Below are 23,886 nucleotides of genomic sequence, written 5' to 3'. Positions count from 1 at the left end.
AGAATTCCGATCATGTTGTCTCCGGCCCTTCTGGCGCTCAACCAGCTTTTCACCAAACCGTTCCGCTCCGTCCTCTGGAAGATGCTGGGCATCACTCTGCTGCTCTTGTTACTGGTCGGGATCGGAATGCAGTCCGGGCTGGAATATCTGCTGAGTCAGGAATCCTTCCTGCCCGGCTGGGCCGAAACGATGGCAGGCATTCTGGCCGGTCTCGGTCTGTTTTTCGGGCTTGGATTCCTGATCGTCCCGGTTTCGGCTGTGGTTGCCAGCTTGTTTCTTGACGAGGTCAGCCATATCGTTGAGAGCACCTACTACCCCAACGAGCCCAAGGGGCGCGACATGCCGATGATGGAAGCAATCGTTCAGACGATGCGCTTTCTGGGCGTGGTGATCGGGGTCAACCTGCTGGTGCTGATCCTGATCCCCTTTCTGGGTCTTGGTGTGCCGCTGTTCTTTGTTGCCAACGGCTATCTGCTGGGGCGGGAATATTTCGAACAGGCTGCCTTTCGCTTCAGGTCCCGTCAGGACATCAAGGAGCTGCGCGCCCGGCATGGGGCCAAGATCTTCCTGTCCGGTCTGATCATCGCGCTGTTTGTGGCCATTCCGTTCCTCAACCTGCTGACACCGCTTTTCGCCACCGCCTATATGGTGCATGTCCACAAGCGGGTGACGGGCTCGCAACCCTCACGCCTTGAAGCACAGGCCGCATAAGCCCGGCACAGATCCGGGAAAGACCTGAAAACCGAACGAAAACAAGCCGCCCTTTATGCCATTCCGGCATCGAGAGGCGGCTTTTCTTGTCTTTAACTCCCGAATTCGCCGGTCTGGTCCGGTGTGCTCTGCTTGTTTTCATATGGATCCAGCTCGACAATCGGCGCCGCCACGGAATAGGTTTTATCCTTGAAGCGGCAGAGGTCGGCGACGATGCATTTGTGGCAGTCGGGCTTGCGCGCCTTGCAGACATAGCGACCGTGCAGGATCAGCCAATGGTGGGAATGGCGGACGTAGGGCGCGGGGATGACATGTTCCAGCGCCAGTTCCACGTCCTCGACGGTCTTGCCCGGAGCAAGTTCCAGCCGGTTGGCAAGCCGAAAGATATGGGTGTCGACGGCAATCGTCGGCTGGCCAAAGAAGATATTGAGCACCACATTGGCGGTTTTGCGCCCAACGCCGGGCAGGCTCACCAGCGCCTCGCGATTATCGGGAACCACACCGCCGAATTCATCAATCAGCTTTTGGCTAAGCAGGATGACATTCTTGGCCTTGTTGCGATAAAGCCCGATGGTCTTGATATAGGTCTCGACCACCTCTTGCCCCAGCGCCACCATCTTTTCGGGGGTGTCAGCCACGGCAAACAGCGGACCGGTTGCCTTGTTGACGCCGACGTCTGTGGCCTGTGCCGACAGGACAACAGCCACCAGCAGGGTGTAGGCGCTGGTATAGTCGAGCTCGCCGCGCGGATTGGGGCGTTGCCGGGAAAAGCGCGCAAACAGTTCTTCGATGTCTTCCCTGGACATCTTGCTCCACTTGCGGCGGCGCACGGGCTTCTTGCCCGCTGGTGCTGCCTTGCTGGCCTTCTTTGTCTTGCCCTTGGCGCTGGCTGCTTCGCTGTCCTTCACAATGGCCCCCTTGATGCTATTCGGCTGGCGGTTGGTCCCCTGCCCGGTTCCTTTATCCGATTCTTCCGGGGCTGAGACAAGGCCCAACTTGCGAAGAATGACAGGCGCGAAAGCAAGTTTCGGGTGGTTGAAGCAACGCCGACGCTGTAGCATCAGGGGCAGTGATGTGGAGCGAGCGCAGACCAGTGGATAGGCCGAACAGAGGGGTGAACCATGACACACGAGAAGATGCTGCCAGCCAGCCTGCCGCTTGATGGCGACTGCCCCATCCTGCCCGATGCCCTGACCGGCACGGAAGAAAAGCAGGAAGCGCTGAGGGACTATGACACCATCCGCCGATCCATTGAATATCTGACGGACCACTGGCGCGATCAGCCGAGCCTTGAGGCGCTTTCCGATCACATCGGCCTGTCGCCCCACCATCTCCAGCGACTGTTCACCCGCTGGACCGGCGGCCTGTCTCCGAAGGGCTTCATTCAGGCCGTCACTCTAGACAATGCCAAGAAGATGCTCGATCAATCCGCATCCGTAATGGAAACAGCCTTTGAAGTGGGCCTGTCCGGTTCTTCCCGCCTGCATGATCTGTTTGTCACTCATGAAGCCATCACACCGGGGGCCTACAAGGCCAAAGGCGCCGGGTTGACCATTGATTATGGCTTCCACCCCAGCCCCTTCGGTCAGGCTCTGGTGATGGTGACCGAGCACGGCCTTGCCGGTTTGGCCTTTGCCGATCCCGGCGAGGAACAGGCGGCCCTTGCCGACATGTGTACCCGCTGGCCAAGGGCGCACTATCGACAGGACCAGCAGGCGACAGGCCCCTATGCGCGTCGTATCTTCAATCCTTCCGCCTGGCAGGAAGAGCAGCCCTTGCGGATCACCCTGATCGGCACCGACTTCGAGATTCGTGTCTGGGAGATGCTCTTGAAGATCCCGCTGGGCAACCTGACCACCTATTCGGATATTGCCGAAGGGCTGGGCAAGCCCACGGCAGCCCGCGCCGTCGGAACGGCGGTGGGCAAGAACCCGATTTCCTTCGTCGTGCCCTGCCATCGCGTGTTGGGCAAGGGCGGCTCCATCTGTGGCTACCACTGGGGCCTGACGCGCAAACGGGCAATTCTTGGCTGGGAACAGGGGCAGGTCAGCGGTGGGGCCTGACAATGCGAATGGCCCAAAAAAGGGTGGCCGAAGCCACCCTTTCAATCATCAGCAATAACGCCGCGTCGATTAGCCAAGGATTTCCTTGGAAGCGATGGTGGTGTCTGCATTGAATTTGTAGACGATCGGAACACCGGTGCCCAGGTTGACTTCAAGGATTTCTTCCTTGGTCAGACGGTCCAGAACCATCACGATGGAGCGCAGGGAGTTGCCGTGTGCAGCGCAGAGCACAGACTTGCCAGCCATGACCTGTGGCAGGATGTCGGTGATGAAGTAAGGCAGCGTGCGGGCTGCGGTGTCCTTCAGGCTTTCGCCGCCCGGAGGAGGTACGTCGTAGGACCGGCGCCAGATGTGAACCTGTTCTTCGCCCCATTTCTTGCGAGCGTCGTCCTTGTTGAGGCCAGACAGATCGCCATAGTCGCGTTCGTTGAGGGCCAGATCGCGGTAGGTCGTCAGGTCGGACTGACCAACGCCATCGAGGATATGCTGGCAGGTCTTCTGGGCGCGCTGCAGGTCAGACGTAAAGGCGACGTCGAATTTCATGCTCATGTCGTTGAGCTTCTTGCCAGCGGCAATAGCTTCAGCCGTGCCCTGCTCGGTAAGGTCGGGGTCTTTCCAGCCGGTGAAAAGGTTTTTCAGGTTCCATTCGCTCTGGCCATGACGTGCCAGCACTAGTGTCCGTTCCATCGGATCCACTCCTTCACTGCAAATTGAAACGCTTCACTGTTGGTCTGAGCCGCAGAACGGACAGGAAAGCGCTGTGTTAATTCGGTTTGCAGCACTTCCCGCGAACTGGATTTCGCGAGAATTGCCCTTATTGCGGTAACAAACTCCAGCCATGCGGCGGCTCTGTTCAATTCAGTCCCAGAACATCCATCATGGAGTAAAAGCCAACGGGTTTGTCTTTTGCCCACAGTGCAGCCTTCACGGCACCACGGGCAAAAATGGAGCGATCCTGGGCCTTATGCGTGAGCTCGATGCGCTCGCCTTCCCCTGCCAGGATCACACTATGCTCGCCAATGACCGATCCGCCACGCAAGGTGGCAAATCCGATGCTTCCCCGTTCCCGGGCTCCGGTCATGCCTTCGCGGGACATGACGGCATTGGCGTGCAAATCGATGCCGCGCCCACGCGCAGCCGCTTCGCCAAGCAACAGGGCCGTACCGGACGGTGCGTCCACCTTGTGCTTGTGATGCATTTCAAGAATTTCGAGATCGAAGTCGGCGTCGAGCGCCTTGGCTGCCTGCTCGATCAGTTTCGAGAGCAGGTTGACCCCAAGGCTCATGTTGCCCGAGCGCACCATGGTGGCGCCGCCTTCGGCAATGCCTTTCAGCTCGGCTTCCTCTTCCGGTGTGAAGCCGGTGGTGCCAACAATGTGGATCTTGTTTTTGGCTGCCGTGATACGGGCAAAGGCAAGCGAGGCCTTCGGAGCCGTGAAATCGATCACGCCATCGGCAGTATCAAGTGCCTTGCCGAGATCACTGGTGACAGCCACGCCAAGCGGCGGCAGACCGGCCAGCGTACCGGCATCCATGCCCAGACAGTCGGATCCCTCCCGTTCCACGGCACCGGCAACGCACAGACCCTGTTGTTCGGAAATCGCGGTGATGAGTGCACGACCCATGCGCCCCTGAGCACCTACAACAACAAGCCGTATGTCGGTCATGACGGAATCCCACCTTTGGTTTCGAGAAGGAGGCAAAATATTCAGGCTTTCTTCTATGCGGTATGTGACCTTAGTGCAAGTCCAATGCATTCATTTGCCGGTCCTATTCCGAAGAATGCATGAATTTTATGGCAACAGGGAAAGCTTGTCAGCCAGCAGGCGGCCGAGCCCCAGAAGATAGTCTTCCTGCATCGGGGTCAAGCAGCTGATCGCATCGGCTGCCATTGGAGGCGAAAGCCGAGAGCAGTCAATGAGCGTCAGCCACCCCTTTTCAACCAGCATCTCATAATAGTCCTTCTCGTCTGCCGATTGGATCGAAGCGGCAGGAACAAGGGCGGCCACGGGCTTGCGACAGGCGACGGCCTCGGTGACCATGGAGATGGAATCGGAGGTGACAAAAATCTCATCTGCGTCCAGCATGACGGAAATCGCTTCGCCCGGCCCTGTTTTGGCATAGTCACGGAAAACGAGCCGTTCCGGATGACGCGCGGCAAGGTCGGCAAGATCCTTCTGCCAACTGGCTGGTGTGCGGCGGGAGCTGGAAATCACCCAGTTGCGGCTGGCAAGGTTGGTCTCAAGGAAGGACAGCAGCGCCGTCCAGTCCCCATCGGATAGCGGATGCGACCGGGTTGGCGCCCCGACCATCAGCGCCCGATAGGAGCCTGAAAAATCTGGGCCCAGCGAGAGATCCTTGCTGGTGTCACGGCCCACCGGACTTGGCTTCAGCGTGACGATGGCATTGGGATAGCGCAGATAGGACTTGGAAATATGCAGGATCGCAGTAAAGCGATCAGCCGGAATGTTGCGGATGCTGCCGGAAAACAGGCTCTGGCAACCATAGCGACGGGCCAGCAGCAGCAGATAGGGCAGTGTCCGGCCGCCCGCCGAGACGACAAGGTCTGGCTTCTGTTGGGGCCTTAATCGGTTCGATAGCGAAATGAATTCGAGGAAAGACAGGGGCAGTACCGACTTGGCGCACAGGACACGCACGGTTTGCTGTGGCAGCAGGCCACGCTGGGGGACGGTCAGCCATTCCACGTCCACCGGGCCCAATCTCCCGAGCGCCATTGCGACGGCCTCGCTCTGGTGATAGTGACCGGGCTTGTCATCCCTCAACACAAGAATTCGCATGAAACTTCCTTAAAACCAGCTGGACGGGTGCCCAAAACCGGGTGTCTTGAGCCGTAAGCGCCTGCATCGCTTCGTTACAGGGATGGATTGACCAAAATGGGAGCCCCGTCAAGGGCCCTTCTTTCGGCGGCCTGTTCGTCGCACATCCGTCTGATCTCTCCGAACATCGCGTCAGCCTTCTTGCGACAGGACTGTCGAAATGCCTGGATGCTGGCCAGTTCTTCCTCTGAAAAAGCCCCGAAAGCCGTTTCGAGCGCAGCGAGGTCCATTGCTTCCAGACTGTCGATGTCGATCAGGCGATGTCTGAGCCCGGCTTCCTCAAGCAATGCCTCAGTCTTCCAACTATTGGACTTGAGGGCGCAGAAGGGAACATCATACAGCAGGGCGTAACAGACTGCATGAAACCGCCCAGCCACCAGCAGCGATATGCCGGATTGGAAAAGGGCCCGAAAATCGGCAGCGCGGGGAATGCAGTAGGCATATTTGGGATTGCCGATCGCACCCGAAGAGCCCTTGCCGACGAGATGCTTGATCCAGAACAGGCTGGTGCGCTTGAAATTGCCAAACGGGCCTTTCCCCAAAGTCTCGGGGATCGCGGCAAGAGACAGGAAACGACTACTCTTGAGCCGCGCTGCTCGATTGCGCAGACGGCGGCTGATGGCCTTGAGCGTGCTGTCGGTGAAGGTCACAGCGCCGCCATTGCCTGGCTTGCCGTTGCTGCCGACCTCTGAGGGATCAAAGGAAAGGGTCAGATCAGGCACATGGCGTGCGGCAAGTCCGGCCTTTTCCGCCTCCTTGAGGCTCTGTTGATCGCGCACGAAAATGGCCGTCGCTGAAGCCAGATCGGAACGGATCGTCTCACCCAGATTTTGAAACAGCGAGTTGATGAGAAAAACCGGAACATTGTGGTCGGCGCCCCAGCGGCTGGCACGGGCGATGGCAAAGGACGACGGGCTGTCGTCATGCAGGCTGCCCTCGCCATTGATGATGACGAGATCGATCCTGTCAGCGTCGATGGCAATGGTCATGTCGCTGGTGTAGCGGGCGACGATCTCGATGCCGTAACGATGGCAGAAATAGCCGATCTGCTCGCAAACCAGACGGCAGCCGTGGTGCCCCAGAGCCGATGTGTCGTTGAAGAGGACAGCTCTCAGAATCTTCATGGGAAACCCTTGCTGCTTGAAGAGGGAGTGCGTTCCGACGACCGAAGGTGGCGGTTTCAAACCGGACCGGGCCTGCGCCGGACTTGAAGCGGATGATAGTGGATCAGCGGTCAATTGACAATTGCATCGACGCATGGTCGCCAAGGCAATATCGGCCAGGTTTGCAAGGAATTGATGGGTCTCGAGTTCAGAAAAGGAGTGGCAAAGCCCGGCATTCTGGCGCCTTTCCGACTCTCAGGTCTTGGGATGGAAAGTTCTTCTCTGGATCTGAAAGACTTTTCTGTCAGCAAGACTCTGCACTCCGAAAGTAATGATCATTCCTGCGAGATGATGACTCTGTGGTTCATCAGGTTAAGTAGAGTTGTCAGCGGAAGACTCTGCCAATCACTGGCCAAAATATAGATAGACTGGCGGCTTCATGGCCATGTCATATCAGCCTAATAAAAAATACTGATAGACTCCAATTGGGGAATCGCCTTTCCATTCATTGCTGTGATATAAATATTTTAATGGAAAATTAATAATTTCATAAATTCATCATTTCTTTAAAGCCGAGAGTAATGCCATGCGTTATCAGTCCGCATACCACTATCCCGGTTCAAAGGGTATTCATCACGCCACCCCGAGGGATCGCAAGGCCCATGCCGTCAACTCACGGCAACGGAGCGCCGGGCGCATCGAGTCCTTCGACATCATCAGATTTTCCCTGATCATGATCGGCCTCATGCTGTTCATTGTCGGTCTTGCCCATTTTTCCTCGGCTCATACGATCAAGGGGTGGGATCAGCGTGAGGTGACCATCACCCGCGCAGACGTCGTTCGGATGCCTTACAAGGATAGGGCTCCTGTCTTTACGGCAAAAATCGAGTATCAGTTTGTCGATAATGGGAAGCTGATGACGGGGCATCAATTGTCCCTCATGCAGATCCGCTCAAAGTCGCCCGGTCAGGTCAAACGGCAAATCGCCGCCTATTCTATCGGCCGGACGGTGCTCGCCCATGTCAACCCGCAGGATCGGACGGAATCATTTCTCAAGACCAATCCGCTGACCTATGTCTATGCATTGATAGCACCCGGCCTGGTGTTGATGTTCATCAGCCTGATGATGGCGCAAATCCAGTATTGGCGCACGATGAAGACACAGCGCCGGAATTGGCGATTCGGCGAGTTCAATGGGCTCGTGCCACAGCCAGCCTGACATTTGGCGTGCCGCTTTGTGCCTGAAACCGCTTGGCAAGAATGCTGGCGATTGTCGATGTGCACCTTTCAATCAGTGCTGCAAAGAGAGTTGCAGCACTGATCTGTTGGCCTCAGGCTCGTTCGGCGAGGGCGGCGCTGATGTCGTCGATAATCTCGGCTGCCATGGCCTTGCGGTCATGGGCGGCCAGGATCGGACGCCCGACCACCAGATAGTCGGCACCGGCGGCAATTGCCCGCTTAGGGGTCATGACGCGCTTCTGGTCTCCGACATCGCTACCGTCCGGGCGGATGCCTGGCGTGACGATGGCCATGTCCGGTCCGACGATGGAGCGCATGGCTTCGGCTTCCTGTGCCGAACAGACAATCCCGTCCATGCCAGCTGCTCGGGCATCGGCAGCGCGCTTGGCCACCAGTTCGGTGGCGGTAAAGCGATAGCCCGCATCCACAAGGTCGGCATCATCCATGGAGGTCAGAACCGTGACACCCAGCAGATTGAGGCGGCTGTTCCCCTTGCCAGCCACCGCCGACCGCATCGCCTTGGGATAGGCATGGATGGTCAGGAATTTGGCACCCATTGCCGAGATCGAGGCAACGCCCTTTTCGATGGTGTTGTCAATGTCCAGCAGCTTCAGGTCCATGAAGACATCCTTGCCCTCGGCAATCAGTTCCCGGGCAAGGTCAAATCCGCCGGCATAGCCAAGCTGATATCCGATCTTGTAGAAGGAAACGGTCTCTCCGAGATCTGCGATGATGGCGCGGGCATCATCGACACTTGGAACATCGAGCGGAACGATCAGGCGGTCACGAGGGGAAAGGGACATCTGCAGCACTCCTCTGGGGTCGGAAAAAATTTGCAAAGCCTTATCACTTCACTCGACCAAGGTCCAGATCTGGCGCGTGCTTTCTTGGTCAGGTCCATTCCAGCGGCTTTTTCCTCTGCCCCAGATGAACGAGGTTGCGCGCGCAGGCGCTCAGAAAGGCGGCATCCCGATCATCTTTCAGGCTGCCTTTGGCATCAAAGGCCTCATGAGCGGCGCTGACGCTGATCTGCTCGGGAATGGTCAGGGCGCCCAGAGCGGTCAGGATATCGCGCAAATGAGCCAGCGAGCGCATGCCGCCCAGTTTGCCCGGTGACGCAGCCCCGATTGCATAGACAGGGCCGGAAAATGGCCCCCGCGCTTGCACCGGGACACGGGATATCCAGTCCAGCGTGTTTTTCAGCAAGGGTGTGACGGAGCCGTTGTGTTCCGGGCTGGCGATAAAGATGCCATCATGTGCCGCGATCATTCTGGCCAGCTTGACGGCATTCTCGGGCAGGCCCTTATCCTTCTCGTCATCGGCATTGAATAGCGGCAGGGGATAGTCTGTCAGGGACAGAAAAGTGACATCCATCTCCAGAAGGCTCAGTTCTTTGGCCATGGCACCGGCAAGACGCTGGTTGAGACTGCCGGATCGGATGGAGCCGGCAAAACAGAGAAGGCGGATTTGCTGCATGATGATATGCCTTTGCAAGAGGAATGCTGTGTTGTGCTAAAGGCATTAGTAGGATTGCACGGGTGTCTTGTGCAATCCCTCTTTTGAGATTTGTGACAACAAGGCTGCGACCTGTTGCGCAAGCGTCTGCCAGGATAAGGGCAAGGCGAGCCTGACTTTTGGCCGGATTCTCAATTCACCGGGCGTCGATAGACCCAGACTCTGGCGGGTGGCAGGTTCCCCAGTATCCAGTTGCTTGTTTCGATCGTGAAATTGCCTTCCTTCTCGGGCACTGGCGGCACGAGGGCGTAGGAAAACTGGATGAATGGTGCACCGGGTGCCAGAGCATCAAGGCAGAGCGAAATGAGCCGCTTGCGCATTGGCTTGGGTTTGGTGAAAAGCGGCAGGCTGGACACGACGGCTGTCAGCGGTTCGCGGATGTGATTCTGCCGTATCGTCTCGAAATCATAGGCGTCTCCCTCGATCACCGATACCCCGGCGAAGCGATCGCGCAGCATCGCGACGAAGTCGCTGGAATATTCGACGGCCAGTACCCGCGACGGATCGACACCGCGCTGCAGGACAGCATGGGTGACCACGCCGGTTCCCGGGCCGAGTTCCAACACCGGACCTTGCAGGTCGTCGGGAATGTAGGAGGCCATCTTGCGGGCCAGCGCCGGGCTCGAAGGAGCAACCGCACCGGTCTTGATCGGATTGTCAAACCACTGGCGCAAAAAGCGGATTTCGTCCGGAATATGGTCTTTTAAAGGATGATTTCGCAATTGTTTGAGCATTGGATCCTCAAAATCACATCACTCCGGGGGTGGGAGCACACCTGACCGGAAGGCCAATTGGTGCATGAAACATCTTCGCACCAGACAAAATAAACTGCCAATAAACATGTAAGGTCTAACTATGTCAGAGAAAAGACCGGCTGCGCAAGAGACATTGAAATTTTGACGAATTGACCCCGCAGCGAACGGCTGCAAAGACATGTCCAATAAAAAAGGAGATATCCGCTGGATATCTCCTTTTCAAACGACTGGACTGCCATGGCGGCTATTCACTGATGCGCTCGATGAAATCCTTCACCTTGGCAAAGAAGCCTGTGCTGTCGGGATGATTGTCTGCGCTAGTCAGCGAATCGAATTCCTGTATCAGCTCGCGCTGGCGCTTGGTCAGCTTGCGCGGCGTCTCGACTTCCACCTGAATATACATGTCACCATACTGCTGGCTGCGCAGCACCGGCATGCCCTTGCCGCGCAGACGGAACTGTTTGCCGCTCTGGGTGCCTTCCGGCACGCGCACACGGGTCTTGCCGCCATCAACGGTCGGAACCTCGAACTGGCCGCCCAGAATGGCGGTGGTAATGGAAATCGGCACGCGGCAGAAGATGTCGGCGCCGTCCCGCTGGAACAGATCATGCGGCTTCTGCGTCAGGAAGATATAGAGGTCGCCCGGAGGCCCTCCCCTGACACCGGCTTCGCCTTCGCCGGACAGACGAATGCGGGTGCCGTCTTCGATCCCGGCCGGAATGTTGACCGAAAGCGTACGGTTTTCCGTGGTCCGGCCGACGCCGCCACAGCTGTCGCACGGATCATCGATGATTTCCCCACGGCCATGACAGTTCGGGCAGGTGCGTTCCACGGTGAAAAAGCCCTGCGTCGCACGGACCTTGCCCATCCCGCCACAGGTCGGGCATGGTTTGGGAGAGGTGCCGGGTTTGGCGCCGTTGCCGGAGCAGGATTTGCAGGTCACCGATGTCGGCACTTCGATCTCGGCAGTCTTGCCGTGAAAGGCCTCTTCAAGGGTGATCTCCATGTTGTAGCGCAAGTCGGCCCCACGCTCGCGCCCACGCGACCGTCTGCCTCCACCCATCATGTCGCCGAAGATATCCTCGAAGATATCGGACATGGAGGAGCCGAAGTCATTGCCAAAGCCCTGGCCCATGCCGCCCTGTTCAAAGGCCGCATGGCCATAGCGATCATAGGCTGCGCGCTTCTCGCGATCCTTCAGGACCTCATAGGCCTCGTTGACTTCCTTGAAACGCGCTTCCGCATCCGGGTTGTCCGGATTGCGATCGGGGTGAAACTGCATGGCCTTCTTGCGGAAGGCGCTCTTCAATTCCTTGTCGTCAGCCCCACGGGACACCCCTAGCGTTTCGTAATAATCGGCTTTGGACATGCGTCTAGTTTCCTGGCTGGCTGGAAGCAAGCCGCGTTTCAGGCGCTTCCAGGCTCAAATATGCGTTTATGTTAATGGCCTTTTCGACCTTGTAGCCGATCGACAGGCACATCTTGAGGGCTTCGCTGACCTGACTGCGCCCGACCTCGATGAGAATTTTGCGCGGCCACAGGTCTCTCGGCGCCGTCTTGAAGAAAGGCTCAAGAGCATGAATCTCGTGGCCCTCAACGTCGATTTTCATGACATCGATATGATCGAAGCCATGCTCGCCAAGCAGATCGAGAAGCGGACGCATCGGCACGCTGACGACAGCACCTTCCGGCAGGGATTCCTTGCCGGTAAGTACATGCGCCTCGCCGCGATTGCTGACAGCGCTGACAAACTGCACCGTTGAATTCTCCCGACCAACCGCAACAGGGGCCAGAATGATCTCTCGGGCACCAGATGCGGCCAGATTGAAGGCCAGTCTCTTCTGGTTGATCGGGTCCGGCTCTATCGCCATGCCCCGAAAAATCTTGCCTCTGGCAAGGGTCTCGTCGCGCGCAAACAGGCTGTAAAGGCCGACGTTGGCGCCACAATCAAGAAAGACGAACGGTGTGTGGTCGTCATGCCGTGCGATATCCGCGGCAATGGCTGCCCGTTCCTGATCGTCCCAGGAAGACAGACCGACAAAGGCCCTCTTCTCGCAGCGATTGCTTTTGGGGAAAAGCCTGACGCGCTGGTTCCGGAAGACCGTAACGTCATACGGTGCCTTGCTGATGGAATAGAGCAATCTGCGAATAAGCGATGCAATCCGCTTGTCGTAATAGGACGCGCCCCGATCATTGGCAAAGTTGCGCAAGGCCGCAAGGGGCCGTGGCAAGGTGTAGGTACCAAATGCCGGTTCCAGCTGTTCCCGTTCGCTCATGATGCTGCCCTCTCCGAGTCTTTGGTCAAAACAGAAAACGGATTTCAGCTTTTGACAAAAAGGGAACAGCACAGCCCTTGGCGAGCTGTGCTGTTCTTTTCAACCCAGATTAGGATTTTTTCGCATCGTCGTCATGAACTTCTTCGAAGTCCGCGTCGACGATGTCTTCATCTTTGGCCGCGTCGGCAGCAGCGTCAGCCGCAGCGCGGGCTTCTTCATCAGACTGCTGGGCAGCATACATGGCTTCACCCAGCTTCATGGAAGCCTGCGTCATGGCATCGGTCTTGGCCTTGATGTCTTCCAGATCGTCACCTTCAAGCGCAGCCTTCAGGTCGGCGATGGCAGACTCGATGGCAGACTTGTCAGCGCTGGAGACCTTGTCGCCATATTCAGCAACAGATTTCTCGGCCGAATGGACCAGAGCTTCACCCTGGTTCTTGGCTTCAACGAGCTCACGACGTTTCTTGTCGGCTTCAGCGTTGGCTTCAGCGTCCTTGACCATCTTTTCGATGTCGGCGTCGGACAGACCACCAGAAGCACGGATCGAGATCTTCTGCTCCTTGCCGGTGCCCTTGTCGAGAGCGGACACGTTGACGATGCCGTTGGCGTCGATGTCGAAGGTCACTTCGATCTGCGGAACGCCACGTGGTGCCGGCGGGATACCAACCAGATCGAACTGGCCAAGCATCTTGTTGTCGGCGGCCATTTCACGCTCGCCCTGGAAGACGCGGATCGTCACGGCATTCTGATTGTCATCAGCCGTGGAGAAGACCTGGCTCTTCTTGGTCGGGATCGTGGTGTTGCGGTCGATGAGGCGGGTGAACACACCGCCCAGGGTTTCGATACCCAGAGACAACGGGGTCACGTCGAGCAGCAGAACGTCCTTGACGTCGCCCTGCAGCACGCCTGCCTGAATGGCAGCACCCATGGCAACCACTTCGTCCGGGTTCACACCCTTGTGCGGTTCCTTGCCGAAGAACTGTTTCACCGCAGCCTGAACCTTTGGCATACGGGTCATGCCACCAACCAGAACCACTTCGTCGATTTCGGAAGCGGAAAGGCCGGCGTCTTTCAGCGCAGCTTCGCACGGTTTGATGGTGCGTTTGATCAGATCATCCACCAGCGCTTCGAATTTGGCGCGGGTCAGCTTCAGGGTCAGGTGTTTCGGACCAGACGCATCAGCGGTGATATATGGCAGGTTGATCTCGGTCTGGGTCGCAGAGCTGAGCTCGATCTTGGCCTTTTCGGAAGCTTCCTTCAGGCGCTGCAGAGCCAGATTGTCCTTCTTGAGGTCAATGCCGTTCTCTTTCTTGAACTCTTCTGCCAGATAGTCGACCAGACGCATGTCGAAGTCTTCACCACCAAGGAAGGTATCACCGTTGGTGGACTTCACTTCGAACACGCCATCGCCGATTTCCAGAACGGACACGTCGAAGGTACCACCACCAAGGTCATAAACCGCGATGGTCTTGCCGTCGTTCTTGTCGAGGCCATAGGCCAGAGCTGCTGCGGTTGGCTCGTTGATGATACGCAGCACTTCCATGCCGGCGATCTTGCCTGCGTCCTTGGTTGCCTGACGCTGGGCGTCGTTGAAGTATGCCGGAACCGTGATGACAGCCTGGGTAACAGGCTCGCCGAGGTAGTCCTCTGCGGTTTCCTTCATCTTCTGCAGGATCATGGCAGATACCTGGGAAGGAGAGTATTTGGTACCCTCTACTTCGACCCATGCGTCGCCGTTGTCGCCCTTGACGATCTTGAACGGGACCAGATCCTTGTCTTTTGTTACGGCCGGATCATCGTAACGGCGGCCGATGAGGCGCTTCACTGCGAACAGTGTGTTCATCGGGTTGGTCACAGCCTGACGTTTTGCCGGCTGGCCTGCCAGACGCTCGCCATCATCCGTGAAGGCGATCATGGAAGGAGTTGTACGTGCACCTTCCGCGTTTTCGATGACTTTTGGTTCTTTGCCATCCATGATGGATACGCACGAGTTGGTGGTACCCAAGTCAATACCAATGACTTTGCTCATTCTCTTTCTCCTTTCGGCAGGCCGGTCAAACCCTTCAAAAGCGGTTATAAGCGCCGATATATCGGCCCAGCCCCCATGAAGATGCGCAAGTGTTGCGCGGGTTGGGATTTACATTCAAGGCACATATAGGAGCCGTCTAGGCGGACTGCAAGGCGCAAATCCAGCATCTTTGAATGCATTTGCGACGTTTTTTGAAAATTGGCACCTCTCTTATAAGAGTGATGCGCGAAAATAAAGAGGGTCAGGCAAGTTAAGGTCAGGTTAAAGGCAAAAATTCCCCACATCTCTGACATTCCTTGCGGCAAAGGCTGCGCGAATCAGGTGATTCTGCCGGGGAACGAATCACGCCATGATGAGTCGCATGCGTCCGGTCGGGTCGTAATGATGAAAATCAAAGGGGAGCAAGGGGATATGCAGTATTTGCCAGCCTATCTGGATGACGCGGCCCAGAAGGACCTTGTCGGCGAGATTCGCGCACTTGTCGCAAGGGCGCCCCTCTTCACGCCAACCATGCCGCGCTGGGGGCGGCCCTTCTCTGTCCGCATGAGCAATTGCGGCCCGCTTGGCTGGGTCTCGGACAAGTCCGGCTACCGCTACCAGCCGACCCATCCGGTCACCGGCGAGCCATGGCCGCCGATACCGCAAAGCCTTCTGGATCTGTGGGATCAGACGACCGGCTATGCCCTTTCCCCTGAAGCCTGCCTCATCAACCATTACAGCCCGGACGCCAGAATGGGATTGCATGTGGACAATGATGAGGAGGATTTCGACGCGCCGATCCTCTCGGTCTCGCTGGGTGACGATGCCCGCTTTCGTCTCGGTGGCAGGGAACGAAAGGACCCCACCAGGAGTTATACCCTCAGGTCAGGCGATCTCTTCATTCTCGATGGCGAGGACCGGCTGGCCTACCACGGCATCGACAGGATCTATCCGGGAACCTCGCTGTTGCTGAAGGAACCCGGGCGGATCAACCTGACCATGAGACGGGTCACGCGCACGCAATGATCAGACCGTACCATGGCTGCAAGACAACAGGGGCATGGTGACAGGGCGGTTGCAGATTGCGCAGGAGCGCCTTCCGTTCATGGTTTTGGCCTGTCTGGGTTTTGGCCTGTCTGGTGTCGATTCAGAATTAGTGCTATCTACTTACTAATGTTTTTGCGCGCCGTAACAGGCCAACCGTCAGGCAGGATATGTCCTTCGTCATTTTTACCGATCTCGATGGAACCTTGCTGGATCACGCCAGCTACTCCTACGCCCCGGCCAGACCGGCGCTGGCGCTGCTGCACAAACGGGCCATTCCGCTCATTCTGGCCTCCAGCAAGACCGCCTTCGAAATTGCCCCCTTGCGCACCGAACTGGGCTTTGCCCATTGCCCGGCGATCGTCGAGAACGGAGCCGGGCTGTTGCCTGCCGGGGCCGACCCGGAAAGCCTTGTGAGCGCCGACAGCGATTACCAGCGCCTTCGGGCGATCCTGCAAGGGATGCCTGCCGAATTGCGCCGCCTCTTTGCCGGTTTTGGCGACTGGAGCATCGAAGAGATTTCAGCCCGCACCGGCCTGTCTATGGACAAGGCCGCACTGGCTGGTCGACGTCTTTTCTCCGAACCGGGTGTTTTTTCCGGCACCATCGATGAGAAGCGGCGTTTCGAGACCTATCTTGAAACCAGGGGCCTGAAGGCGCGACAGGGTGGTCGCTACTACACGCTGTCTTTCGGGGCTACCAAGGCCGACCAGATGACCCGGCTGATGGCGGACCTTTCCGAGGAACCGGGTGCGGTGACGACCATTGCGCTTGGCGATGCGGCCAATGACATTGAAATGCTGGAAGCTGCGGATATCGGGGTCATTATCGACAACCCTGAGGGCTGCCCCCTGCCCCATCTGTCGGGTGAGGATGACGGCCGCATCATCCGCACCAAAGCCGCTGGCCCCGTTGGCTGGAATGAAGCGATACTGAAATTTATTGGCCCGAGCGATCTGCAATCGCTGGCTTAATCGATCATTTTCAAGGAAGGGAGCCTCTCATGGGAGATTTTCATCAGAATGGCAAGGTTGCGACCCTGCATCATTTTCCGACCGCATCGGCGGAGAATATGGAACGCATTCTGGAACAATACGCCCAGAACAGGAAAATCACGCTGATTCTGCCTTCCCTGTTCTCCGAGCTCGAACAGCCTGCCCTTGCCAATATCCTTGATGAGCTGGCCAAGGCCAAATTCATCAACCAGATCGTGATCGGGCTGGATCGTGCTGATGAAGCGCAGTATCGCTATGCCAAGCAGTATTTCGCCCGCCTGCCGCAGGACCATGTGGTGCTGTGGAATGACGGCCCGCGCCTGAAGGCTGTCGACGCCCGGCTGAAGGCATTGGGCCTTGCGCCGACCGAACCCGGCAAGGGGCGCAATGTCTGGTATTGCATGGGCTACGTCCTGTCGGCCAAGAACAGCGACGTGGTGGCGCTGCATGATTGCGACATCATCACCTACAACAAGGAAATGCTGGCCCGGCTGGTCTATCCGGTGGCCAATCCCAACTTCTCCTACCAGTTCTGCAAGGGCTTTTACCCTCGCATCGCCGACGGCAAGCTCAATGGTCGCGTGACCCGGCTGTTCATCACGCCGCTGCTGCTGGCGCTGCGCAAGCTGATCGGCAACAACGAATATCTGGAATATCTGCAGGCCTTCCGCTATCCGCTGGCCGGTGAATTTGCCATGCGCACCTACATGCTGCCGGATATGCGCATTCCGTCCGACTGGGGGCTGGAAATCGGTGTCCTGTCCGAGGTGCATCGCAATTTCTCCTCCAAGGCGGTCTGTCAGGTGGAAATCGCCGATATCTATGATCACAAGCACCAGCCCCTGTCCGAGGAAGACGCCTCGGCGGGCCTGTCGCGCATGTCCACCGACATCGCCAAGGCGCTCTATCGCAAGCTGGCGATTGATGGCGTGATCTTCTCGGGCGAGTTCTTCCGCACGCTCAAGGCAACCTATCTGCGCCTGTCGCTGGACATGGTCGAGACCTATTACAATGACGCCATGATGAACGGCCTGCACACCGATCGCCACGTAGAGGAGCGCAGCTGCGAGCTGTTTGCCGCCAACATCGTCGAAGCCGGTGCCGCCTATATGGACAATCCGATGGAAGTGCCCTTCATTCCCAACTGGAGCCGTGTCAGCGCCGCCGATTACGATCTGCTGCTCGATTTCTTCAATGCGGTGAAGCAGGACAACGAAGACTATGGCGCCGTTTGATCCATCAGGCGGGCATGGAGTACGGAGACATTGAGTGCATGAGTGAAACGGGTCCATCCCGGCGCGTGGCCGCCTTTCTCAACACCGGCAGTGGTACTTTCCAGATGCTCGAACTCGACACGGTGCGGGACATGCTGGAAAGGTCCTTTGGACAGAAGGGCTATGACCTGACGGTCTACACCGGCGGCGGGGCCGAACTCATCGCCGGCATGAAAGAGCATACTGAGGCGGGCGATTTCGACATCCTGCTGGCCGGCGGGGGCGACGGCACGGTTTCGGCTGCTGCAGACACCGCATGGCGCAACGGCAAGACGCTGGCCGTCCTGCCCGGTGGCACGATGAATCTCTACGCCCGGGCGCTTAGCATTCCGCTTGATGTCGAGATGGCGATCAACGCCCTTGCCAATGGCCGGATAAGGAACAGCGACATCGCCACAGCCAATGGCGCTCCCTTTGTCCATCAGTTTTCAGTCGGCCTCCACCCGAGAATGATACGGAAGCGAAACAGTATTCCCTATCAATCCCGCGTCACCAAGATGCTGGCCAGCGCGCGGGCCTTCTGGGAAACCATCGCCCACATGCCGACCTGTGGGGTAACCATCGAACTGGACGGCAGGCGCATTGAGCGTCAGTTGAGTGCCCTGTCAGTTTCGAACAATCTGTTTGGCTCTACCGCCCCGCCCTATGCCGAGAAACTCGATGGCGGTGAGCTGGGCGTCTACATGGCGGGCAAGCTCACCTGGCAGAAGGCGCTGGTGCTCGGCGCCGACCTGCTGATCGGGCAGACGCCGAACAATCCCGATCTGGATATCCAGACGGCAAAATGCGTCAAGCTGACGGTGCACGAAAAGCCGCAGGGCTCACAATGCGTCCGCGATGGCGAACTCTATGACCTGCCTGATGAAATCACCATCGAACTGCATCACAGGGAATTGTCGGTTCTGGTGCCGTGATGGGGTGGCCTGCTCTCTGGCAACCAGAGCTACTTGGGGGCAATCAAGACAAAATATGCCAATGCCATAATCAATATGGGCCCAAATAGGGCGACAATAACAAGTGGCCAAGGGAGGAAGGGCTTTACGCGCGGCAAAAGCTCCTTGTCTTTGATGGATAGCGTTGGATCATGCCTTGCGATTTCATTGATACGAGCATCCCGATATTGATTGAACAAACCCACCATAGCAGGAGAATCCTCCAACACATCAGTTTGTATTAGCCAATCAATTTTCTTTCGGGCGCGGTCTCTCGCTCCCAGTCTTTGCTCATTAAGAGAGAATTTCAGATAACGAACGACGTATGTAGCAGGCCATCTGCCTGCATTATGGCTGCGTTCAACTGCTCGCGTGGTATCTTCCCAGCGAAAAAATCTGCTTTTGAGAACCCCGACCCATAGCAATCCTTCCTGATTGAACTCAAGCCTTGGGTGACTAGATCTACGGAAAGTCGAAAAGAGAACCAACGATGCAAGGAGTGAAAGTCCTGAAAAAAATAGAAAGAAACCAACAACTCATAGTGTTCTAATGGATCATTAAGGTTGCGATTTTTTAAAAAATAGCTGCCAATTGCGAAAACCAAAAACAATGCCATTACTTTGATCAAAGGCTTCTTTTTAAGAAAATAGACCCTTTTTTCAGTGTGAAATTGTGTATCCATGAAACATCCAGACAAATGCGTTTGGTTACATCTATCAAGACAACCTTAAATTGTTTCTAACCCCTATCCTTAACGCTTTCCATCACCACGAAGGTGGAGGTGTGGGAGACATAGGGAAGAGCGGAGATCTTTTCGCCCAGCACCTTGCGATAGTTGCTCATGTCGCGGGTGCGGATCTTCAGGAGATAGTCGAAATTTGATGCAATCATGTGGCATTGCTCGATCTCGCGGATATGGCGCGTGGCCTCGTTGAAGGCATTGAGCGCTTCCGAGCGGGTGTCGCTGAGGGTCACCTGCACAAAGGCGATATGGCCCTCGCCGAGCTTCTCCGGATCGAGAATGGCGCCATAGCCCCGGATGAAGCCCCCCTCCTCCAGTCTGCGCATGCGGATCTGGCACGGTGTCTTGGACAAACCGACCTTTTTCGCCAGCTCGGTCACGGTGATGCGACCGTCATCTGCGAGAATTGCAAGGATATTTCGGTCTATCTTATCCAAATTGTCCATCAGATATCCATTTCGTAGAGAATTTGCAAAAATTTGGCCAAAAAATTCGTGCGAATATCCTAAATCTATCAGAACTATGGTCACTCTGCCTAGCCGATTTCAGCTATTCTTGAACGATAATAAATCACAATCACCTAGCCTGCCGGTTGTCGCGTCTGACAATGAAACTGCGTCAAAAGCAGATCAAAGCGCCCATCATAATCGTCAGGATCTCACTTTCCAGGAGAGCCCTATGGATCAGCAGTCTTTTGATTCAAGCACCGATCTGGACGCCCGCCTATCCGAGCTGCGTCAGGTCATTCGCGAGCACTATCTGGCCGATGAAGCCAGCAACGTCCGCCGGTTGATTGAAGAAGCCCACATGGATGAACGCATGAGCCTGCGCATTTCCCAGCGCGCGGCCGACCTCATCCGTACCATCCGCACCACAACCAAGCCGTCGATGATGGAAAACTTCCTCGCCGAATATGGTCTGTCGACCCGTGAGGGCGTGGCGCTGATGTGCCTGTCCGAAGCGCTGCTGCGCGTGCCGGATGCCGAGACCATCGATGCCCTGATCTCCGACAAGATCACCCCCAGCGAATGGGGCCAGCATCTGGGCCAATCCACCTCTTCGCTCATCAACGCCTCCACTTGGGGCCTGATGCTGACCGGCAGCATCCTGAAGGAAAAGGAAGAGGAAGGTCTCGCCGCCTCCATGCGCTCCATGGTCAAGCGCCTTGGCGAGCCGGTGATCCGCACCGCCGTCGGTCAGGCCATGAAGGAGCTGGGCCGCCAGTTCGTGCTGGGCACCACCATCGAGAAGGCCATCGAGCGCGGCAAGCATTACGAAGCCAAGGGCTTCACCTATTCCTATGACATGCTTGGCGAGGCAGCCCGCACCGAAGCGGACGGCATCAAGTATCATCTGGCCTATTCCAAGGCCATCGCCACTCTGGCCCCCTACTGCAAGTCACCATCGGTACACAAGAACCCCGGCCTGTCGGTCAAGCTTTCTGCCCTGCATCCGCGCTATGAAGAAGGCAAGAAGGCCCGCGTCATGTCCGAACTGGTGTCACGCACCTTCGGTCTTGCCCTGCTCGCTCGCTCGGCCAACATGAATTTCACCATCGACGCCGAGGAAATGGATCGCCTTGATCTGTCGCTTGATGTCATCGAAGCGGTTCTGTCCAATCCTGCCCTCGCCGGCTGGGACGGCTTCGGCGTGGTCGTGCAGGCTTTCGGCCATCGCGCCTCCTTCGTCATCGACTGGCTCTACATGCTGTCCAGGAAACTCGATCGCAAGATCACGATCCGTCTCGTCAAGGGCGCCTACTGGGACAGCGAAATCAAGCGCGCACAGGTCATGGGTCTGGAAGGCTTCCCGGTCTTTACCCGCAAGGCGAACTCCGATGTTTCCTATCTGTCGAACGCCCGTCGTCTGTTCGACATGACCGACCACATCTATCCGCAGTTCGCCTCGCACAACGCCCACACGGCAACCGCCGTGATGGAAATGGCCGTCTCCGCCCGCGTTGGCAAGGGCTCCTACGAGCTGCAGCGCCTGCATGGCATGGGCGATGCCCTGCATGACACCCTCGTCAAGCAGGAAAAGGTCGCCTGCCGCATCTATGCGCCGGTCGGTGCCCATTCCGATCTGCTGGCCTATCTGGTCCGCCGCCTGCTTGAAAACGGCTCCAACTCCTCCTTCGTCAACCAGATCGTCGACACCGACATCTCGCCGGAAGAAATCGCCGGGGATCCGTTTGCCAAGGTGCGCGAACTGGGCGACGCCGTCGGGAACCCGTTCCTGACCAAGCCAAAGGACATCTTCAAGGGCATCCGTCGCAACTCCACCGGCTGGGATCACACCGATCCGCTGACCATTGCCGCCATCGACGCCGAGCGCAACAAGTTCAAGTCCTGCCTCTGGGAGGTGACACCGCTTATCGACGGTTACAAATCCAAGGAAGCAGCCGTTCCGGTCTATAATCCGGCAGATCGTGACGAACAGATCGGCACGATCGTCAAGGCTGCTCCGGCCGACGTCGAAAAGGCACTGGCTGCCAGTGAAAAAGGCTTTGCCGAATGGTCGGCCAAACCGGCTGCCGAACGCTCCGCCATTCTCACCAAAGTGGGTGAGCTCTACGAAGCCAATGCGCCGGAATTCTTCGCCATTGCCGCCCGTGAGGCTGGCAAGGTGATGACCGACGCCATCGGTGAAGTGCGTGAAGCGGTTGACTTTGCCTATTACTATGCCGCCGAAGCCGAGCGGATCGAAAAGGAAGCCAGGAATGGCCGGACGGCACGCGGCACCATCGCCTGCATCTCGCCATGGAACTTCCCGCTGGCCATCTTCTCCGGCCAGATCTTCGCAGCGCTCGCTGCCGGCAATGCGGTCATCGCCAAGCCAGCTGGCCCGACCGGCATCATGGCCTTCCGCGCGGTCCAGCTGATGCATGAGGCTGGTGTTCCAAAGGGCGCCATCCAGCTGCTGCCGGGCAGCGGTTCCGTTGTCGGTACGCCGATCACCTCCGATCCGCGCATCGCTGGCGTCTGCTTCACGGGTTCCACCGATACCGCCCAGACCATCAACCGCGCCATGGCCGAGACGCTCGATCCGAGCGCCCCGCTGATTGCCGAAACCGGTGGTCTGAACGCCATGATCGTCGACTCGACGGCCCTGCCGGAACAGGCTGTCAAGGATGTCGTTTCGTCTGCGTTCCAGTCGGCAGGTCAGCGTTGTTCCGCCCTGCGCATGCTGTATGTTCAGGAAGATATCTATGATCATGTCATGACCATGCTGCAGGGGGCTGTCGATCAGCTTTCGCTTGGCAATCCATGGGACTGGTCGACCGACATCGGACCGGTGATCGACGAAGCCGCCAAGGCCGGTATCGACAATCACTGCGACAGGATGCGCGGCAAGGGCAAGCTGATCAAACAGCTGACCACACCGAAAAAAGGCGTCTTCTGTGCTCCGACCATCATCGAGCTCAGCGGCATCGAGGAACTGGAAGAGGAAATCTTCGGTCCGGTTCTGCATGTTGCCAAATTCAAGGCAGGCAAACTCAATGATGTCATCGCGGCCATCAACGCCAAGGACTTCGGCCTGACATTCGGCCTGCACACCCGCATGGACAATCGCGTGCAGGAAGTGATCGACCAGATCAAGGTTGGCAACGCCTATATCAACCGCAACCAGATTGGCGCCGTCGTTGCCTCCCAGCCATTCGGTGGCGAGGGGTTCTCCGGCACCGGCCCGAAAGCGGGCGGTCCAAACTATGTGGAACGCTTCTACCTGCCCAACAAGCATGAGGAACCTGCCGTACCGGAAGGGGAAGCCGCTCCGGTGACCGAGGTGCAATATGCCATTCACCAGATCCGGGCCGACAAGACCAGACGCAAGGCCTGGGAGGGCAAGGAATTCCGCTTTGCCGCGCTCAAGAGCGCCTATAACCTGCCGGTATCCTTCGATAGCTTCCTGCGTCGCGACATGAGCCCGCGGGAGATGTCTGGACCGACGGGCGAATCCAACCGCCTGACCTTTGCGCCGCGCGGTGTGGTGCTGGTCGCCGGTGCAACCGAACAGATGGCGCTTCTGCAGACCGTCGCGGCTCTGGTGGCTGGCAACGGCGTGGTCCTCGTTGGTCCGGGTGCCAAGGTGATGGCTGGCAAACTCTCCGAGAGTGGTGCGCCGGTCATCGGTCTTGAAGGTATTCTGGATCCGGAAGCCATGGGCAAGCTGGAAGGGGTCGATGCCATCGCCTATATGGCCGACAACGACACCCTGCGCAAGGTTCGCAAGGGACTGGCCAAGCGGGACGGGGCGCTGCTGCCTCTGATCACGGAAGCCAATCCGTTCCGCTTCAGCCTCGAACGCCATGTCTGTGTTGACACCACCGCGGCCGGTGGCAACGCAACATTGCTTGCCGCAGCCGAGGGCGAAGCCAAATAAACAAAAACAG

Annotated in this window: 21 protein-coding genes; 8 read left to right on the top strand and 13 right to left on the bottom strand. The window is 57.6% G+C overall.

Annotated elements, in window-relative coordinates:
- Positions 1-12: 12 nt before the first annotated feature.
- Entirely contained in the window at positions 13-711 is a 699-nt protein-coding gene (locus DSL70_RS01305) for a sulfate transporter family protein (protein ID WP_119306078.1), read from the top strand.
- A gap of 92 nt (positions 712-803) precedes the next feature.
- Here DSL70_RS01305 and nth read toward each other — a convergent pair whose 3' ends face one another.
- On the bottom strand, positions 804-1,619 hold the full coding sequence (gene nth / locus DSL70_RS01300) for an endonuclease III (protein ID WP_425359326.1): 816 nt from the start codon (positions 1,617-1,619) through the stop codon (positions 804-806).
- Positions 1,620-1,832: 213 nt separating this feature from the next.
- Here nth and DSL70_RS01295 point away from each other — a divergent pair, with 213 nt between their 5' ends.
- Positions 1,833-2,774 (top strand): methylated-DNA--[protein]-cysteine S-methyltransferase, encoded by a 942-nt coding sequence (locus tag DSL70_RS01295; RefSeq protein WP_245418057.1) that lies wholly within the window; start codon positions 1,833-1,835, stop codon positions 2,772-2,774.
- Between the two features lie 69 nt (positions 2,775-2,843).
- Here DSL70_RS01295 and DSL70_RS01290 read toward each other — a convergent pair whose 3' ends face one another.
- From DSL70_RS01290 to DSL70_RS01275, 4 genes are all read right to left on the bottom strand, one after another.
- Entirely contained in the window at positions 2,844-3,461 is a 618-nt protein-coding gene (locus DSL70_RS01290) for a 2,3-bisphosphoglycerate-dependent phosphoglycerate mutase (RefSeq protein ID WP_119306077.1), read from the bottom strand.
- 166 nt (positions 3,462-3,627) lie between these two features.
- Positions 3,628-4,440: a 4-hydroxy-tetrahydrodipicolinate reductase gene (gene dapB, locus DSL70_RS01285; protein ID WP_205563125.1), complete on the bottom strand. Its 813-nt coding sequence runs from the start codon at positions 4,438-4,440 to the stop codon at positions 3,628-3,630.
- 126 nt (positions 4,441-4,566) lie between these two features.
- A complete protein-coding gene (locus tag DSL70_RS01280) occupies positions 4,567-5,571 on the bottom strand; it encodes an ELM1/GtrOC1 family putative glycosyltransferase (protein WP_119306076.1) in 1,005 nt (334 codons plus the stop codon).
- Between the two features lie 74 nt (positions 5,572-5,645).
- The gene (locus DSL70_RS01275; protein ID WP_162916271.1) at positions 5,646-6,734 is read right to left on the bottom strand and encodes a polysaccharide pyruvyl transferase family protein; all 1,089 of its coding nucleotides are present in this window, start codon (positions 6,732-6,734) and stop codon (positions 5,646-5,648) included.
- 565 nt (positions 6,735-7,299) lie between these two features.
- Here DSL70_RS01275 and DSL70_RS01270 point away from each other — a divergent pair.
- Positions 7,300-7,932 (top strand): DUF3592 domain-containing protein, encoded by a 633-nt coding sequence (locus DSL70_RS01270; protein WP_119306074.1) that lies wholly within the window; start codon positions 7,300-7,302, stop codon positions 7,930-7,932.
- 112 nt (positions 7,933-8,044) lie between these two features.
- Here DSL70_RS01270 and pyrF read toward each other — a convergent pair whose 3' ends face one another.
- From pyrF to dnaK, 6 genes are all read right to left on the bottom strand, one after another.
- On the bottom strand, positions 8,045-8,755 hold the full coding sequence (gene pyrF, locus DSL70_RS01265) for an orotidine-5'-phosphate decarboxylase (RefSeq protein ID WP_119306566.1): 711 nt from the start codon (positions 8,753-8,755) through the stop codon (positions 8,045-8,047).
- Between the two features lie 88 nt (positions 8,756-8,843).
- On the bottom strand, positions 8,844-9,428 hold the full coding sequence (locus DSL70_RS01260; RefSeq protein WP_119306073.1) for an NADPH-dependent FMN reductase: 585 nt from the start codon (positions 9,426-9,428) through the stop codon (positions 8,844-8,846).
- A gap of 170 nt (positions 9,429-9,598) precedes the next feature.
- Positions 9,599-10,201, bottom strand: a complete 603-nt coding sequence (locus tag DSL70_RS01255) for a class I SAM-dependent methyltransferase (RefSeq protein WP_119306072.1) — start codon at positions 10,199-10,201, stop codon at positions 9,599-9,601.
- Positions 10,202-10,466: 265 nt separating this feature from the next.
- Positions 10,467-11,591, bottom strand: a complete 1,125-nt coding sequence (gene dnaJ / locus DSL70_RS01250; RefSeq protein WP_119306071.1) for a molecular chaperone DnaJ — start codon at positions 11,589-11,591, stop codon at positions 10,467-10,469.
- Positions 11,592-11,595: 4 nt separating this feature from the next.
- Positions 11,596-12,498, bottom strand: coding sequence for an FkbM family methyltransferase (locus tag DSL70_RS01245; RefSeq protein ID WP_119306070.1), 903 nt, complete (start codon positions 12,496-12,498; stop codon positions 11,596-11,598).
- Positions 12,499-12,607: 109 nt separating this feature from the next.
- Entirely contained in the window at positions 12,608-14,575 is a 1,968-nt protein-coding gene (gene dnaK / locus DSL70_RS01240) for a molecular chaperone DnaK (RefSeq protein WP_280955330.1), read from the bottom strand.
- Positions 14,576-14,938: 363 nt separating this feature from the next.
- Here dnaK and DSL70_RS01230 point away from each other — a divergent pair, with 363 nt between their 5' ends.
- The 4 genes from DSL70_RS01230 to DSL70_RS01215 all read left to right on the top strand — a co-directional run bounded on the left by DSL70_RS01230 (position 14,939) and on the right by DSL70_RS01215 (position 18,733).
- On the top strand, positions 14,939-15,532 hold the full coding sequence (locus DSL70_RS01230; RefSeq protein WP_245418056.1) for an alpha-ketoglutarate-dependent dioxygenase AlkB family protein: 594 nt from the start codon (positions 14,939-14,941) through the stop codon (positions 15,530-15,532).
- A gap of 188 nt (positions 15,533-15,720) precedes the next feature.
- A complete protein-coding gene (locus DSL70_RS01225; protein WP_119306066.1) occupies positions 15,721-16,524 on the top strand; it encodes an HAD-IIB family hydrolase in 804 nt (267 codons plus the stop codon).
- A gap of 29 nt (positions 16,525-16,553) precedes the next feature.
- Complete coding sequence (locus DSL70_RS01220; RefSeq protein WP_119306065.1) at positions 16,554-17,780, top strand: glycosyltransferase family protein; 1,227 nt, start codon at positions 16,554-16,556, stop codon at positions 17,778-17,780.
- Positions 17,781-17,818: 38 nt separating this feature from the next.
- Positions 17,819-18,733, top strand: a complete 915-nt coding sequence (locus DSL70_RS01215) for a diacylglycerol/lipid kinase family protein (RefSeq protein ID WP_162916270.1) — start codon at positions 17,819-17,821, stop codon at positions 18,731-18,733.
- A gap of 325 nt (positions 18,734-19,058) precedes the next feature.
- Here DSL70_RS01215 and DSL70_RS01205 read toward each other — a convergent pair whose 3' ends face one another.
- Entirely contained in the window at positions 19,059-19,433 is a 375-nt protein-coding gene (locus DSL70_RS01205) for a hypothetical protein (protein ID WP_119306062.1), read from the bottom strand.
- A 56-nt stretch (positions 19,434-19,489) separates the two neighbouring features.
- Positions 19,490-19,939, bottom strand: coding sequence for a winged helix-turn-helix transcriptional regulator (locus DSL70_RS01200; RefSeq protein ID WP_119306061.1), 450 nt, complete (start codon positions 19,937-19,939; stop codon positions 19,490-19,492).
- Positions 19,940-20,171: 232 nt separating this feature from the next.
- Here DSL70_RS01200 and putA point away from each other — a divergent pair, with 232 nt between their 5' ends.
- The gene (putA, locus tag DSL70_RS01195) at positions 20,172-23,876 is read left to right on the top strand and encodes a bifunctional proline dehydrogenase/L-glutamate gamma-semialdehyde dehydrogenase PutA (protein ID WP_119306060.1); all 3,705 of its coding nucleotides are present in this window, start codon (positions 20,172-20,174) and stop codon (positions 23,874-23,876) included.
- Positions 23,877-23,886: the final 10 nt, after the last annotated feature.

It is taken from the genome of Cohaesibacter haloalkalitolerans, assembly GCF_003574655.1.
GTDB lineage: Bacteria > Pseudomonadota > Alphaproteobacteria > Rhizobiales > Cohaesibacteraceae > Cohaesibacter > Cohaesibacter haloalkalitolerans.
Note: the sequence above shows the minus strand (reverse complement) of the source record. Positions and strands in the feature narration are given on the sequence as shown.

Coding starts and splice junctions, on each gene's coding strand:
- DSL70_RS01280 (WP_119306076.1), bottom strand. CDS start 5,571: ATGCGAATTCTTGTGTTGAGGGATGACAAGCCCGGTCACTATCACCAG.
- dapB (WP_205563125.1), bottom strand. CDS start 4,440: ATGACCGACATACGGCTTGTTGTTGTAGGTGCTCAGGGGCGCATGGGT.
- DSL70_RS01215 (WP_162916270.1), top strand. CDS start 17,819: ATGAGTGAAACGGGTCCATCCCGGCGCGTGGCCGCCTTTCTCAACACC.
- DSL70_RS01270 (WP_119306074.1), top strand. CDS start 7,300: ATGCGTTATCAGTCCGCATACCACTATCCCGGTTCAAAGGGTATTCAT.
- DSL70_RS01205 (WP_119306062.1), bottom strand. CDS start 19,433: ATGGATACACAATTTCACACTGAAAAAAGGGTCTATTTTCTTAAAAAG.
- DSL70_RS01220 (WP_119306065.1), top strand. CDS start 16,554: ATGGGAGATTTTCATCAGAATGGCAAGGTTGCGACCCTGCATCATTTT.
- DSL70_RS01200 (WP_119306061.1), bottom strand. CDS start 19,939: ATGGACAATTTGGATAAGATAGACCGAAATATCCTTGCAATTCTCGCA.
- DSL70_RS01290 (WP_119306077.1), bottom strand. CDS start 3,461: ATGGAACGGACACTAGTGCTGGCACGTCATGGCCAGAGCGAATGGAAC.
- DSL70_RS01245 (WP_119306070.1), bottom strand. CDS start 12,498: ATGAGCGAACGGGAACAGCTGGAACCGGCATTTGGTACCTACACCTTG.
- putA (WP_119306060.1), top strand. CDS start 20,172: ATGGATCAGCAGTCTTTTGATTCAAGCACCGATCTGGACGCCCGCCTA.
- DSL70_RS01275 (WP_162916271.1), bottom strand. CDS start 6,734: ATGAAGATTCTGAGAGCTGTCCTCTTCAACGACACATCGGCTCTGGGG.
- DSL70_RS01295 (WP_245418057.1), top strand. CDS start 1,833: ATGACACACGAGAAGATGCTGCCAGCCAGCCTGCCGCTTGATGGCGAC.
- DSL70_RS01255 (WP_119306072.1), bottom strand. CDS start 10,201: ATGCTCAAACAATTGCGAAATCATCCTTTAAAAGACCATATTCCGGAC.
- DSL70_RS01305 (WP_119306078.1), top strand. CDS start 13: ATGTTGTCTCCGGCCCTTCTGGCGCTCAACCAGCTTTTCACCAAACCG.
- DSL70_RS01260 (WP_119306073.1), bottom strand. CDS start 9,428: ATGCAGCAAATCCGCCTTCTCTGTTTTGCCGGCTCCATCCGATCCGGC.
- dnaJ (WP_119306071.1), bottom strand. CDS start 11,591: ATGTCCAAAGCCGATTATTACGAAACGCTAGGGGTGTCCCGTGGGGCT.
- pyrF (WP_119306566.1), bottom strand. CDS start 8,755: ATGTCCCTTTCCCCTCGTGACCGCCTGATCGTTCCGCTCGATGTTCCA.
- DSL70_RS01225 (WP_119306066.1), top strand. CDS start 15,721: ATGTCCTTCGTCATTTTTACCGATCTCGATGGAACCTTGCTGGATCAC.
- DSL70_RS01230 (WP_245418056.1), top strand. CDS start 14,939: ATGCAGTATTTGCCAGCCTATCTGGATGACGCGGCCCAGAAGGACCTT.